Consider the following 13,809-nt stretch of genomic DNA (forward strand, 5'->3'; position numbering starts at 1 on the left):
CCAGCGCCACCATCGGGATGTCAACTATCGATGCGTCAAAACGCTTCGAATTTTGGCTCTGTGCAGGCTGAGTAAACAACATCACAGCCACGTCCGCCGCGGGAATCGCACAATTTAGTAGCTACGCCTTTGGCAAGCTCTTCCGTAGCTGCACTGCCAAAGCTAGTCCCAGGGGTTCCAGAGCTAGGAACAGCCGCCGCAGCGCACTGATTCTTGTAGGTAAACGAAACTCGGCAATCACGCGCCCCTGAGCTAGCACATTCAGAAACTGCATTCTTCGCGGCGTCTGATTTCTTAACCTCACCAGTGACTGTTCCCGAGGCGCCGGTAGAAGAAGTTGCAATCGCTCCCCATGTCTTTATCCAACGGCCGGTGGCACGCGGTCCTTCCGCAGCTCCGCCGCCACCAGCAGGGATTGGAGCGCAGCCTGGAGCGCGGCTGTCCCCTATTGGATACTGGCCAGGCGGACATCTGCCCTCCGCGCTCACTTCTCCTGAGAGTGCAAAGGCTACACAGACCAAGACAGGCACCATCAGTGAAATTTTGTATGAAATAGGCATCAGCACCTCTTAATTTGAGACTAAAACTAATACTAAAAATCACTTATTCCTCGCCGCACCAAGGTGATCCGGCGCGAGCCCTGGATTAGGAGATGAGCCTTGCGACGACGAACTCCTTACCATCTGATTCGTTTCAACGGTACTGCTCTGAGCCTCAGTCTTGGCAGGCGCTGCCGGCGTATACGAACCCGGCGGCTGGCCCTGTGGACCCGGCTGGCCCGCTGCCGATCCACCGATCTGGGAGTATGGCGCGAAACCACCCAAGGTCCCCTGGAAGAACATGGCCGCCATTGGGGGCGCAGTCAGAATCAGGGTCGTGAGGATCAGGCCCATGCCGCCCTGCTGCATCGCCTGGCTGGTCATGCCGTCGCTGGAGGCGCCTTCGAGCAGGAACTTGTTGACCAAGGCGGTGGACCAGAACGCGGTCGAGACACGGATAACCATGTCCAGCGCGATCGATACCATCGCTGCCAGTACCGCCATCGAGAACATCGTGCCGATGCCATAGAACAGCCATCGCTGGAACAGCTGCTTGGTCTGGTCGAACAGCAGACACAGAATGAACAAGGGACCCAGGCCGATGAACAGCGCCAGCGCGACCTCGTAGAGCAGCAACATCGCACCAGCGGTGACCGCCGGGCCGCCCGTGCCCAGGCCGATGAACCACAGCGCCCGGGTCTTGTCCGCCTGCAACCCTGGATCATTCAGGATCTTGATGCCATCAATGCTCGACAGCGCCACCTGCATCCACGCCAGGCTCTTGTCGATCTGGTCTTCCGGCTGCTGGTCCTTGCCGGTCACCACGTGGGTGATCAGGCCTTTGACGTCCTCGTTGAGGAATTTCTGCAGGTTGCTGCCGAACATCGCCATGCTGGTGGCAACGCTCACAATCAACGCCGCGCGCGCCATATTGGTCACCAGCACCATCATGGAGTCGCGGCTGCGGCCGGTGACGATCCGGAAGCCCTGGATCAGTACCCACAGCGTCATCAGCACCAGGGCAATGCCACCGACCCAGGACATCATGCGCCCCATCAGGTCGATGCCGTAGTCACTGATCCTGTCGCGCAGGTAATCCATGATCAGCTTGAAGAAGACGAAATCGCCGATCGACTGGACACGCACAGCGTAGCCCAGCAGATCCTGCAATCCGCCTGAGAAATCAAAGTTGGCCAGCCACCTGATCGTCATTTCCACAATCCCTTGGTAATTCCGTTACTGCATGAAATGCCGCATTGCTTTGCAGCGCATGTCTACGTATTAGCGGCCTGCAATCACTTGACGCTGAGCGCGGCCTTCAGTGCGGTGGTCTTGACCATGTCGCTGATCAGCTGCTTGGTCGGGTCCCCCTTCAATGCGGCCTGCGCCACCACCTTCTGGTTGGCCTCCATGACCTCGATATAGGCATCATAGGATTTCATCCGTGCTTCCCAGCTCTGGGCAAGTGCGGCAATGTCATTGGCGGTGCGGAGCGATTCGCTGTCGGCACCCTGCACGGTGCCCTGATCGTTGTTGGTCAAGCGGATCTTGAGGATGCGGGTCAAGGAGTTGTTGATGCGCGGAACGGTCTGGGTCAGGAAATCGATCGCGTCGTTGTACTTGCGGTTCTGCATCATCCGGATGTTGACGCAGATCTGCATCTGCTGCTCCTTCACATCCGCCTGCGGATTGAACACGAACACTTTGAAGGCGGACTCCAGGCTGAAGTCCAGCGCCTTGCCGCAGGTTTCGGCAACCAGATAGTTCGGTGCCACCGGCACCAGCGGCGCGCTGTCGGGCATGCCGAAGCTGTTCACCGCCGCCTGCACCTGGATCAGCGCCTGGCGATACTGCTCCAGCGTGCGGATCCAGCGGGTGTTCTGCTCGACGTACTCGGCCGCGTCCTGCGCTTTGGCCGCGTAGACGGTCGCCTCGGTCTTGTAGGTGTTGATCTGATTGAGCAGGTGCTGGATGAGGCTGGTACCGGTCTCCTGCACGGGAATCCAGGCGCTGACATTGCCGGTGCCGAGCGCCATCATGGCTGCCACGGTCATCGCTGCAAGACGGGGCGCGCGGCGGCGGGGCGAGGAAGCTTGCTTGGTATTGTTCATATCAGTCTCCATTGATCGGAACTCGTAGTCTTCGGGCAGGCCGTCTCGCGGATCAGGTAACAGTGTCGCGCGCTGCGACAGCCGCCTTGCCCGAGCCCTTTCGATTCTTGTAGAAATCTTCAAGCCACTGTTCCGGCGTCAGCTCATCCACCGTCACCCGTGCGCGTACCGCAGCTGTCTGCAATACCCGATGCATGATGTCGATGTTGTCAGTGGACGCCGAGATCACCGACAGAATGTCATCCATGCCGCGCAGGTTGAGCTGGCACACGCTGGACGCGTGACCCTGCTTGACCAGGAAGCAGCGCGAGCGCTCGTCCAGGGCGGTAACCACCCTGAACTCGGCCTCGGTCAGCTTCAGGCCGTCCATGTAATCGCTCTTGCTGGCATTCGGGTTCGGCAGCAGGATCAGCGTGGCGGTCTGTTCGATCAGCGCGGCGGAGATATCGCTCTTCAGCGCGTCCTCCGGGCTCTGCGTCGCGAAGATGCCCAGACCGTTCTGCTTACGGATGGTCTTCTGCTTGTTCTTCGCGAATTCCTTCAGGCCACCCTCGCCGTCCAGGATCTTCCAGAATTCGTCCATCACGTAGATCAGCGGACGACCATCGATCAGCGACTCCAGGCGGTGCAGCAGGTAATTGATGACCGGCACGCGCACTTCGGGATTGTCGATGATGTCGGTGTAGTCGAAGCCGATGATATTGGCCTTGCTCAGGTCGACGGTATCCACCGGATTGTCGAACACCCAGCCCAGCGAATTGCCCGAGGTCCAGCGGCGCATGCGCGCGTAGAGGCCATCGTCACCCATGTTGGGCAGGCTCTTCTGGAAGTTGGTCATGCTGCGCAGGTGCATCGGTGTATCGAGCATGCTCTCTACAGCGCGATAGATATCCTCTTCCTCGCGGGCGCTGTACTCACGCTTGCCGGCCAGGACCTTGATCAGGTCGGCCAGGAACTGCACGTTGGCTTCATTGTTCTCGCACTGGAACGGGTTGAAGCCGGTCGGCGCACCGTTCTCCAGGGCCAGATAGTTGCCACCGCAGGCACGGACGAAGATCTCCGCACCACGGTCCTTGTCGAAGAAGAAGATGGTCGGTGACGGCTCGTACTTCTGAACCTGGCTGAGCAGGAAGTTGATCAGCGCGGTCTTACCGGTACCGGACTTACCAATCACCATGGTATTGGCGATCGCCTTCTCGCCCAGCGAGTTCTCTGACGGATGGGTCGCGTGGAAATTGAAGTAGTACGGCTGGCCGTTGGTGGTCTGCAGCGTGGTGACGCAATCGCCCCACGGGTTGTTGTGCTGCTTGCCGGTCGCGAAGTTATGCAGCGGCGACAGGCCCAGGAAGTTCAGCGAGCTGACATTGGCCAGGCGGGTGCGGTAGCGCCAGTTGGCCGGCAGCTGCGAGTAGAAAGACGAGGTGACGGCCAGATCTTCCTTGGTCGACACAAAACCGGCATTGGACAGCTCGGCGCGCGTCGTGGCCACGTTCTGCGACAGCTTGGCCTGGCTGTCGCCGTAGACTGCCATGATGAAGTGATACTCGCCGAGCACGAAATTACCCGACGAGAGCTGATCCATCGCCTGGTCCAGCTCGACGATCTGGCTGACTGCCTTGTCGCCGGAGGAGATCATCATGCCCTTGGTGCGGTCGAGCACCTTGAGCGCGTCCTGACGCCCCATCGGGCTGAACGAATGGGTGATGACGTACTCGTAGTCCAGGTACTTCAGGCCGTTGAGGATGCCCGGGTAAGTTCCCTCGGCATACTCCTTGATGTTCAGGATGGCGCCGAAGTGGTTGGCACCATTGGGGGTATTGATGACGAAGTCACCGGTCTTGGACGAGAACATGTGCCGGCTGACCGGCAGGTAGTCCTTGATTGGTGCCGACAGCACCGGGACCGGCTCGTCAATGCGATTGATCAGGTAGCCGAACAGCTCCAGCGTTTCCGAGAACACCACGCCATTCTTGGCCTCATACATGCCCAGGCGATACGGCGCGTAGTCGCGGATCACGGCCTCGACGTTGCCGGCCAGTTCCATCAGCTTTTCGACTGCCTGCTCCTGCTCCGCGCGCAGCTTGTCCACGTTCGCCGACTTCTCGACGAAGCGCTTACCCGCCACCACGGGGCGATAGATCATGGTCAGGTACAGTTCGTTCTGCATGATGCGCTGCGAGGACAGCATGCCCATGTACTGGTCGGACACGTCCTGGTTGAAGCGCTGCTTGTAGTTGCTCTTGCCCTTCAGCGTGCGGCGACGACGGATGTCATGCACCCAGAACGCCACGTTCACGAAGTCGGGAGCACGCAGCGTCTGCAGCAGGCGGTTGAACGTGTTGTGGCGATGCTCCAGCTCCCACTCCTCACGGCCGACGAACGGCAGCCCTTCCAGATGCCAGGTCAGCAGGTAGTCGCCGCCCGTGGTCTTGACCACGTTCGGGGCGACGTGCGACGACAATGGAATGAACTCGCTGATGGAGGTGTCTGGGCTGAACATACGACTGCTTCCAAAGAGGTACTGCCAAGAAGTTTCAACAGACCCGACGGGCGCTTGCGCCCGCCGGGCCGGATCCGGACCTCAATCCATTCGGGCCGGCTTGTCGCGGTAATGGTTGGGGTTGAACACCCACATGCCATCGTGTTCCTGCACGTTGCGGACTTTCAGCTTGAACATCAGGCGCAGGCCCAACAGGCGGAAGATCATTTCGTCACGCTTGGCCATCTGCCGCATGATGAAGACCGCCACCGGGATGGTGAGCAGGAACCAGAAGTTCGTGTACATGCTGAGCAGCAGCAACCCACCTGCCACCATGAAGAATGGCAGGTAGGGCACGCCCAGGAACATGGCCGGGCGCGTGCAGCCGCGGAACACGACGTTCTTATGCACTGTAGTACTGGATCGCGTTGTTGATCAGGTAGTAGGTGGTGCCGGTGCCGCCGCCGCACTTGCCATCACTGCCTTCGCCCAGCAGCATGCGCGCGATCTGGCCGGCGGCACCGATCAGCACGCCACCGATCAGGATCGGCGCGACGTCAGCGATGCGCTTGTGTGCGAAGGCGATCTGGTAGCCGGCGAAGATCACCGCGATGGTCACCACGGCGATCGAAGCCATGTTCAGCAGGCCGTTGATGTTGGAGAAGAAGCCGCAGACCTTCTTGTCGGTACCGCCGAAGTCGGGACTGGTGGCGAACACCTGCGGGGCGAACAGTGCGCCAACGAAGATCGTGGCCATCAGCAGGGTCTTCAGCGTGCGCTGGGCCTGGACGAGGTCGAGATTGGATCGCTTCATGGATTGATTTCCTTGTTGATGGACTAACACAACTGAATCGGCCAGCCGGGGGACTGGCCGCACCACGACTTCGTCAGAACACGAAGGCCGCATCCCCTGCGGGAATCTGTTGCACCGGTGCGGCCTGCACCGGCGCGTTGTACGAATTGTCGGTACCGGCCACAGGCTGGTTACGCTCGCTCCAGGGGCGCAACATCACCGGCCCTTCGTTGCCGGCGCCAGCCGCGCCCGGCAATTGCTGCGGCATGGCCATCGCCTGTGCGGGGCCTTGCTGTGGCAGCTGCTGCGGCATGCCGCCGGCCTGCTGCTGCGGATAGGCGCCCGCCTGGGCCGGCTGCGCCTGCGGCTGCATCATCCGATCCACCGAACCCAGCACCACCTTGGACAGCGCCTGGTCAGCGATGTTCAGCAGGCTGCCCCGCGCCATCGCACCGGTGGAGGGGTACACGACATACGCGCGTGCCGGATCTTCCGACGGCACGTACACCGGGCCATTGGATTGAGCAACGATGCGCGCCTGCGCCGGAGAGGCCAGCTGCGGATGATGCTCGACCTTCACGCTGCGGCGTTCACCGCGGCTCACCACGTCGATCGGCGCAACACCATTGCTGGCAACCTGCTGGCCGCGGCGGATCGAGTCGTAGATCTTCTGCACGTAGCCATGACGGAAGCCGGTCTCGAAGTTGCCCGAGTAGTAACAGCTGAACGACTTGCCCCAGTCACCGCCGGAACGCTTGTAGCATTCAGCAAGGATGCGCGAACCGGCCTGCAGGTTCGGGCACTGCTGGAAGGCCTTCTCGTAGGAATCCAGCCCGTATTTGCCCAGGTTGTAGCGATTGACCTGGGCCAGCCCGATCGAGAAGTTGTAGCCCTTCTCTTCCAGCATGCGCACCGTCGCCAGCGCTTCATCCAACGCCTTGGGCTGGCGCACCAGTGCACCGCCGACCACGCCGATGGCGTAGGGATTGCGCGACGATTCGACGTTGATGACGTGCTGCATCACATCCATCGACACGGCCATCTCCGGGCACGCCATCATTTCCAGTCCTGGCAGCATCCCTCAGCCCTCCTGCCCCTGGGCACGCCCAGGATTGAAGTCGATGCCGGTGATGTAGCGCGAGCCGGCATGCGCCTTGATATGCACAACGATGTCGATGGTCATCATCAACAGCCGCTTGATCACGTTGAACTCCAGGCCCGAACCTTCGGCTGAAGCCTTCACCATAAGCGCCAGCTGGTCCCAGGTCTGCTCCGGGCTGCCGGCATGGCAGCTGGTGATCGAGCCCGGGTGGCCGGACGCGCAGTTGCGGATGAAGTAGAACGCCTCGTCACCGCGCAGCTCGGCCAGGATGATGCGCTCGGGCTTCATGCGCAGGCAGGCTTCCATGCAGCTCTTGGCCGTGACATTGCTGGTGCTCTGCCCGCCCTTGGAATACAGCAGGTGCACGACATTGGGCTGGGTCAGGAACAGCTCGCGTGCGTCCTCGATGGTGACCAGGCGCTCGTTGTCCGGGATATGGTTGACCAACGCCTTCATGAAGGTGGTCTTGCCGCTGCCGGTCGCGCCGGATACCACGATGTTCTTGCGGTACATCACCGCACGCCGGAAGAATTCGGCGTACTCTCGCGAATGACGCAGCTCCAGCAGCTCGCGATCCTGCTCGCTGATGCTGCCATCAGATTCCAGGATCTGATTGAAGAAGCCGTCTTCGTGATACTGCGTGAGCGACTTGGTGTGCTTGGACGGCAGACGGATGGTGATCGACACCTTGCCAGCGTCACACGCGGGCGGAATGACGAACTGTGCACGCTGGCCGGTGGGGAACGTGAGCGACACGACCGGATCGGCATCGGTGATGCGCTGGCCGGTGTTGCTCTCGTTCACCACCGCCGTGCAGAACTGCCGGGCCCGCTCGAAGGTCAGGCTCGGCACGTCCACCCGCTGCCACCCCGCCCGGGTTTCCAGGTACAGCTCACCGGGACGGTTGATGCAGATTTCCGTCACTTCCGGGGAAGTCATGTACTCGGCGATGCCCAGCACTTCGTACTGATAGCGCAGGAAATCGCTGGAGACGAGGGCGAGGGGTGACACTTCGGCGTCCATGATCGTTCGTTGGGTTACCGGCGGGGGTGCAGCACGTTGGTGAAGTCGACGTCCTTTGCAACGTAGACGTTCACGATCGTGCCCTGGTTGATGGTGACGGTCGGCGGACGACGGTTGCTGCTGAGAGCCTCATTGGCCAGGCGCTCCATCGTGCGTGCGGTCGCACTCTCATAGGGCGACTGCACCGTCATGCCGTTGTTGGCGATGGTGGTCGTCTCCGGACCGTGTTCGGCGGCCGCGTACTTGAAGGCGTCGGAAATCAGGCTGATCATCAGCGCCGAGGCGATACGGCTGCCCCAGTGCGCGCTGTACTGGCCCGGATGACCGGCGCCGCCCAGCTGATCCACGCCCGGGCTGGACATCGCAACGTCGATGCCATTGGGGGTGGTGATGCGATCCCAGATCACTTCCACGCGCTTGCCCATCGGACCGCCGCCGTAGGCGCCATAGATCTTGGAGCCCTTCGGCAGCAGCAGGTTGCGGCCGTTGATCGAGTACACCGGCTCGGTCAGCAGGCACGAGGTATAGCCGGCGAGGTCAGTGATGATGCGGGTTTCCAGCACGCAACGCAGGTAGGTGCCGCGCACCAGCAGTGCATCGGGACTTTGGATGTAGGTTGCGCTGGAGACATCCTCGACGTCCGGTCCGCGACGGACCTTTGCCGGCGCCGCCTGATTGTTGGGCAGCTGGGCCAGCATGGTACGGGTGTACTCATCCATGCCGCGGCCGCCATTGCCCCCGTTGCCATCCTGTCCATCACCACCACCCACCCCGCTCCCGGAGCCGATGCGGCGGTCCAGCAAAGTCGGGCCACGGTCCATCTCGCGGGCCGAATCGGACTGGGGAACGAACAGCGGGGTGGAATCCAGCGGCGGCGGCGGTAGCGGCGGCGTCATCGGAATCGGATCAACCGGTTGCATGGCCTGGGAGGGCACCGGACTCGTCTGCACGGCGTCCGGCAGCGTCGGCGTAGACACGCGCGCAACGTCCGGCACCTTCTGCACGGCATTCTTGTCATCCTGCCCCTTGCGGAACAGCAGGAAACCCATGGCCACCAGCAGCACCACGATGCCGCCCAGGAACAGCAGCGCCTTGCGGTTCAACCGCTGCTCTTCGGCAGAGCGCAGCTGCGGCGCGGCCGCATCCAGATCCGGCGCAGGCTCGGCCTGGGTCGTGCCGAAGTAGGGATTCGACGGCGCGTCCGCGGCACCCTGTGCGCCGTACGGGCTCTGGCTCTCGTCGCGTCCGTTGTTCGGGTCGTTTCCGGGAGTGTTCTGCTGGCTCATTTCTTCACGTTCCTTCGCAGGCCGACGACGAAGTCGCCGTGGCGGATGACCAGGTACGGGTGCGTCCCGTGCACGATCAGCGTATTGCCTTCAACCGTGGTGTTGACCACGAAGTCTTCACCGTATTCCGTTTCACGACCGAACACCGCCGGGAAGATGCCGGTCTTGTACTCCGGCGAATTCGGCAGTTTCAGGTAGGTGAAACGACCATCGTCGTAGGCGTTGACCGGGATCAGCCACCCCATCTTCTTCGCCTTGCTGGTCGAATAGGAGTAGTTGAAGTTGTACTGCCGGTCCTTGGCCAGTTCCGAGCTCAACAACGGCTTGGCCTCTTCTTCGACCGCTTCCTGGGCGACGCCGAACACCGTGTCATTGGGATAGACGAAGGCGATCTTGTACTGCACGCCCGCGCGGCGGGCCTGCTCCAGCTGGCGCCAGTCGGTGGCCACCACCTTCAGTTCGAAGATGTAGGAATGGGTCTCGGTGCGCACCATCATGTTGGTGTCGACGTCGACGTTCTTCGGCTTGAGGTAGAACACGTTCTCGCGGCGGGTCAGTTCCCAGCCGCTGCTGAAGCCGGTGCTGTAGTCGAGGATCTTCTCGTTCGGGCTCAACTCGATCTGGGTGGTCAGACCCAGGCCGGTTCGAACCGGATAGATGCGGTCCTTCTCGTACTCGTAGTGGTCAACCGCCTGCGCCATCGCCGCTGCTGAGAACAGCAACGACAACATCGACAGCAGCGCCAGCGCGCTTCCCCTGATATTTCGACTACTCATCGGTTGCTTGCTCCATCAGCAGTTCCGGTGGAATTGTTCTGCGCCGGCCTCATGGCCGGCTGTCCGGGCATGGCCTGCCCCGGCATTGCTTGCCCCTGCACCGGCTGACCCGGCATCGGTTGGCCCTGTACAGGCTGTCCCGGCATTGCCTGGCCCGGTACCTGACCGTTGGCTGGCACCGCGACCGGCTGGCCGGTGGCCGGGTCGATCATGGTGGCTGCGGCCGGATTGTTGGGATCGTAGGCGCCCTGCCCCTGCTGCGCCGCCTGAGCGGCCTGCTGCGCCTGCGCCTGCATGGCGCCGTCATCCGGTACCGGCACACCACGCGAGTAGTCGTTGTCGACGCGGTACTCGGTGACCTGGAACGCCAGGGGGTTGAGGATGCGATCCTGCTCGGACAACGCCAGGTTCTGGTTGTACTCGAAGCGCATCGTCACCAGCTGGTTGTCCAGGTAGGTAGAGACGCCGGTGCGCTTGTCCAGCAGGCTGCGCTGGATGCGCACCGAAGCGCCGCGGAAGCTGCCGTTCGGCTCGGCCCCCAGTGGCGTGATGCTGAGGATCTTGACCCGGATGGCGCGCTCGCGACCGTACATCACGAACGGGTTCTGCGGATTGTTGCCGGCATAGCGGACACGCATGGACTGCGCCACCGGATCGGTGGACATCACGAACACCAGTTCCCAGTCACGCAGGCCCATCACCGCCGAGTCATACGATTCGCGCGCGAGCACGTACTGGGCGACGTTGCTGCGATTGATCGCTTCGTTGGTGGTGATCGTCTCGCCCTGGAAGGTGCCACTCAGGCGCGCGACGGTCGCAGTACCCGTGTAGGCATCGGCCATCACCAGGAACGGCACCTTCTCCTTCAGCGGCAGCATGTAGTAGTAGCCGCCCGCCAGGGCGAGCGACATCAGCAACGAGCCTGTGGCGACCCACCATGCGCGCCGCTCGCTGCGGCGTGCCATGTCGGCCACGGTGATCTCGTAGCTGACCGCCTTGGCGACCGACTGCTCGACCTTGGGACTATTGCCGGGATCCTTCTTGCGGAACATGGATTCTTCCGTACTGCTGAAACATCAATGGGCGTGGCACCCCTGCGACAGGCGCGGGGAGCGGCACGTTCGATGATTTCGAGGTGGACTCAGGTGCCGCTGTTGGAATCAGCGCCCTGCGCCGACGCGGTCGGCGTCGAGCCAGCGCTCTGCACAACGATCTGGTTGCCAACAATGGAGACGGAGATGCCCTGCGCCGCATAGGCTGCGGTCAGATCGATCACGGCCTGCTGTGCGTTGGTGGTGTCGATGTTCGAGACCGCGCCATACAGAGTGAAATCCGAGCTGAGGCGGTAGTCCAGCGTGCGCCCGGAATCCTTGGCCCAACGCTCGAGCATGGCTTTGAGCGTGCCATCCATCGGCGAGGCCTGGTAGACGTAGCTGGAGTACAGCGGAATTTCGGTCGTCGTCGCAGCAAAGCGGTTGACCGGCTTCCAGCGGCCTCCGAAATCCGGAGCGGACTTGGTGGCGCAACCGGCCACCATCAGCGCCGCCACTGCGGCGATGGACATTTTCGCGATAAACGCCTGATTCATACGGGCTTCACTTTGACGTACGAAAAAGCAGTCCCGAGCATTGGTCCCCTGGTCGTCCGGCGCTGCATCGCGCACGCCGGAATCGGAGGGACACGCTGTGTGCAGCGCACCCACTCCGGCTCCCCTGCAGCCCAAAGGCTGCCAACCAGGTTGCGGGGCCATCGGCGCAGCCGACAACACATCCGCATACCTCACCAACGTCGAAACCATCCTTGTTTCCATGGCACAAACTCCTGGCCACCCTGCTGCTACATCTTCGACATCCAGCACACACTTCTGGACGACATGCACAGGGTCGCACAACCACGCGTCAATTCCATGTCAGACAAGTCTGAAAATCCATGAACAAATGCCAAATTCTTGACCGAAATCACGAATTCACATTCTTAACTTCGAATCAAATTCACAAATTAAGCGTCGTGAATTAGACGTTCAGCATCGGAACGTCCACCTTCGGCAGCAGCCTCGAAGTGAAGTAGCGGTCCTTGTAGTAGCGGATCTTGTCGCACTTCACCGGATGCGGTATGCCCTCATACAGGAACACCTCCATGTCCGGCCCCATCGCCTTCAGCTCCTGCGGCAGCATCAGCGCGCGCCGTTCCTCGGTGAAGTTGTGGGTCTTCTCGCGGGCATGGGTGACGTTCTTCTTGCGCACCGTGGTGTAGCCCAGCATGTCCGAATAGTCATTGGCATCCTGTTGCTCACGCGGCGCGTACAGGATCTGCAGGGCATGGTTGGTGATGATGGTGCGTGACACTTCCCGGCCGTAGGTGGCGTCGAGCTGGGACATGCTCTGGATGATCGGCAGCAGGCGGATGTTGTAGCCAGCCATGTAGGACACCGCCGAGGCGATGATCTCCACTTTGCCGATCGAGGTGAATTCGTCCATCAGCAGCAGGCACTGGTACTTCAGGTCCGGGTTGGACTTGGGCAGTTCCTTGGTGTTGAGGTTGATCAGCTGGCTGAAGAACAGGTTGATGATCAGCCGGCTCTCGGCCAGCTTGTTCGGCTGGATGCCGATATAGATGGTCATCTTCTTCTTGCGGACATCGGTCAGCAGGAAGTCGTTGCAGCTGGTGGCCTTGTCCAGCACCGGATTGATCCAGGGATTGAGCGGTTCCTTGAAGGTGCCCAGGATCGAGGCGAAGGTCTCATCGGCCTGCGACAGCATGTTGGCGAACGCCGAACGGGCGTTGGCGCTGAGGAACGACCGCTCCGACAGGGTCTTGAGGTACTTCTTCAGGTCGGTGCCGTCGCCGGAGGACAGACGGTACACCGCACCGAGCGTGGGGGTGCCGGCGCCGCCCGGGAAACCGCTGCTGCGCTCGTCGTCCCAGTTCTCGAACAGGTACAGGGTGAAGGCCATGAACGCGTTGCGCGCCTGGCTGACCCAGAATTTCTGGTCCTCGGCCCCGTCCGGATACAGCATCGCGGCGATGCTCATCAGGTCCGACACGCGGAAGGCCGGATCGTCGGAGACGTAGCTGAGCGGGTTCCAGCGGTGCGTGCGCCGGTCCTCGGCGAAGGGATTGAACAGGTAGATTTCCTGGCCCTGGCTGGCGCGCCAGCCACTGGTCAGGTCGAAGTTCTCCTGCTTGATGTCCAGCACCACCAGCGATTCGCCGTACTCCAGCAGGTTCGGGATGACCACGCCCACGCCCTTGCCCGAGCGGGTCGGCGCGGCCAGGATCACGAACTGCTGGCCATCCAGGCGCACCAGCTTGCCGCCATGGCTGCCGACCACGATGCTCTGGCCGGTCTTCTTGAACATGCCGTGCTTGGCCAGGTCAGCGCCGGTGGCGAAGCGCGCATCGCCGTGCAGCGAGCGCTTGTCCTTCTTCAGCAGCAGCACCAGGCCGGCCACCAGCAGCACCAGCAGGGGCAGGCCGAAGCCCACGTAGCCAGCCCATTTGATCTTGCCCACGAAGGGCGCGACCTGCGGTTGGCCGATGGCGTGGACGTACTGGTAGTAGGTGTTCCAGGTGAACAGCTGGGTGTCCAGCCCCAGGAACAGCAGGGTCAGATAGCCGGAAAACACGAAACCGAGCAGCAGGGTCGCCAGCGTGATGATGGCGATGAGCAGATACTTCTTACTGGGCAACACCCGAATCC

General features: G+C 61.7%; 12 protein-coding genes and 1 pseudogene. All 13 read right to left on the reverse strand.

Annotated features, from left to right (window positions below; all coding sequences use genetic code 11):
- Positions 1-35 precede the first annotated feature (35 nt).
- Positions 36-560 (reverse strand): DUF4189 domain-containing protein, encoded by a 525-nt coding sequence (locus tag PEM_RS10490; RefSeq protein ID WP_080342795.1) that lies wholly within the window; start codon positions 558-560, stop codon positions 36-38.
- Between the two features lie 39 nt (positions 561-599).
- Positions 600-1,751, reverse strand: a complete 1,152-nt coding sequence (locus PEM_RS10495; RefSeq protein ID WP_230548534.1) for a type IV secretion system protein — start codon at positions 1,749-1,751, stop codon at positions 600-602.
- An 83-nt stretch (positions 1,752-1,834) separates the two neighbouring features.
- On the reverse strand, positions 1,835-2,650 hold the full coding sequence (locus PEM_RS10500) for a hypothetical protein (RefSeq protein WP_053091844.1): 816 nt from the start codon (positions 2,648-2,650) through the stop codon (positions 1,835-1,837).
- A gap of 52 nt (positions 2,651-2,702) precedes the next feature.
- Positions 2,703-5,150 (reverse strand): VirB4 family type IV secretion/conjugal transfer ATPase, encoded by a 2,448-nt coding sequence (locus PEM_RS10505; RefSeq protein WP_111127292.1) that lies wholly within the window; start codon positions 5,148-5,150, stop codon positions 2,703-2,705.
- Between the two features lie 81 nt (positions 5,151-5,231).
- The gene (locus PEM_RS10510; RefSeq protein WP_019660289.1) at positions 5,232-5,540 is read right to left on the reverse strand and encodes a VirB3 family type IV secretion system protein; all 309 of its coding nucleotides are present in this window, start codon (positions 5,538-5,540) and stop codon (positions 5,232-5,234) included.
- Positions 5,533-5,943, reverse strand: a complete 411-nt coding sequence (locus tag PEM_RS10515) for a TrbC/VirB2 family protein (protein ID WP_069139858.1) — start codon at positions 5,941-5,943, stop codon at positions 5,533-5,535. The genes PEM_RS10510 and PEM_RS10515 overlap by 8 nt, the downstream gene beginning before the upstream one ends.
- 580 nt (positions 5,944-6,523) lie before the next feature.
- A pseudogene (locus PEM_RS20605) lies at positions 6,524-6,988 on the reverse strand (lytic transglycosylase domain-containing protein); the annotation flags it as partial.
- 15 nt (positions 6,989-7,003) lie between these two features.
- Positions 7,004-8,047, reverse strand: a complete 1,044-nt coding sequence (gene virB11 / locus PEM_RS10525) for a P-type DNA transfer ATPase VirB11 (RefSeq protein ID WP_021202793.1) — start codon at positions 8,045-8,047, stop codon at positions 7,004-7,006.
- A 14-nt stretch (positions 8,048-8,061) separates the two neighbouring features.
- Positions 8,062-9,333 (reverse strand): TrbI/VirB10 family protein, encoded by a 1,272-nt coding sequence (locus tag PEM_RS10530; RefSeq protein WP_069139857.1) that lies wholly within the window; start codon positions 9,331-9,333, stop codon positions 8,062-8,064.
- The gene (locus tag PEM_RS10535) at positions 9,330-10,109 is read right to left on the reverse strand and encodes a TrbG/VirB9 family P-type conjugative transfer protein (protein WP_014037652.1); all 780 of its coding nucleotides are present in this window, start codon (positions 10,107-10,109) and stop codon (positions 9,330-9,332) included. The genes PEM_RS10530 and PEM_RS10535 overlap by 4 nt, the downstream gene beginning before the upstream one ends.
- Positions 10,106-11,161: a type IV secretion system protein gene (locus PEM_RS10540; RefSeq protein ID WP_111127294.1), complete on the reverse strand. Its 1,056-nt coding sequence runs from the start codon at positions 11,159-11,161 to the stop codon at positions 10,106-10,108. The genes PEM_RS10535 and PEM_RS10540 overlap by 4 nt, the downstream gene beginning before the upstream one ends.
- Positions 11,162-11,250: 89 nt before the next feature.
- Positions 11,251-11,697, reverse strand: coding sequence for a hypothetical protein (locus PEM_RS10545; protein ID WP_032954281.1), 447 nt, complete (start codon positions 11,695-11,697; stop codon positions 11,251-11,253).
- Positions 11,698-12,121: 424 nt separating this feature from the next.
- Positions 12,122-13,801: a type IV secretory system conjugative DNA transfer family protein gene (locus tag PEM_RS10550; protein WP_111127296.1), complete on the reverse strand. Its 1,680-nt coding sequence runs from the start codon at positions 13,799-13,801 to the stop codon at positions 12,122-12,124.
- Positions 13,802-13,809: the final 8 nt, after the last annotated feature.

It is taken from the genome of Stenotrophomonas sp. Pemsol (genome assembly GCF_003586545.1).
GTDB lineage: Bacteria > Pseudomonadota > Gammaproteobacteria > Xanthomonadales > Xanthomonadaceae > Stenotrophomonas > Stenotrophomonas sepilia.

Excerpts from the sequence above, each read along its gene's own strand:
- PEM_RS10490 (WP_080342795.1), bottom strand. The coding sequence starts at position 560 with ATGCCTATTTCATACAAAATTTCACTGATGGTGCCTGTCTTGGTCTGT.
- PEM_RS10545 (WP_032954281.1), bottom strand. The coding sequence starts at position 11,697 with ATGAATCAGGCGTTTATCGCGAAAATGTCCATCGCCGCAGTGGCGGCG.
- PEM_RS10505 (WP_111127292.1), bottom strand. The coding sequence starts at position 5,150 with ATGTTCAGCCCAGACACCTCCATCAGCGAGTTCATTCCATTGTCGTCG.
- PEM_RS10530 (WP_069139857.1), bottom strand. The coding sequence starts at position 9,333 with ATGAGCCAGCAGAACACTCCCGGAAACGACCCGAACAACGGACGCGAC.
- PEM_RS10540 (WP_111127294.1), bottom strand. The coding sequence starts at position 11,161 with ATGTTCCGCAAGAAGGATCCCGGCAATAGTCCCAAGGTCGAGCAGTCG.
- virB11 (WP_021202793.1), bottom strand. The coding sequence starts at position 8,047 with ATGGACGCCGAAGTGTCACCCCTCGCCCTCGTCTCCAGCGATTTCCTG.
- PEM_RS10535 (WP_014037652.1), bottom strand. The coding sequence starts at position 10,109 with ATGAGTAGTCGAAATATCAGGGGAAGCGCGCTGGCGCTGCTGTCGATG.
- PEM_RS10495 (WP_230548534.1), bottom strand. The coding sequence starts at position 1,751 with ATGACGATCAGGTGGCTGGCCAACTTTGATTTCTCAGGCGGATTGCAG.
- PEM_RS10515 (WP_069139858.1), bottom strand. The coding sequence starts at position 5,943 with ATGAAGCGATCCAATCTCGACCTCGTCCAGGCCCAGCGCACGCTGAAG.
- PEM_RS10500 (WP_053091844.1), bottom strand. The coding sequence starts at position 2,650 with ATGAACAATACCAAGCAAGCTTCCTCGCCCCGCCGCCGCGCGCCCCGT.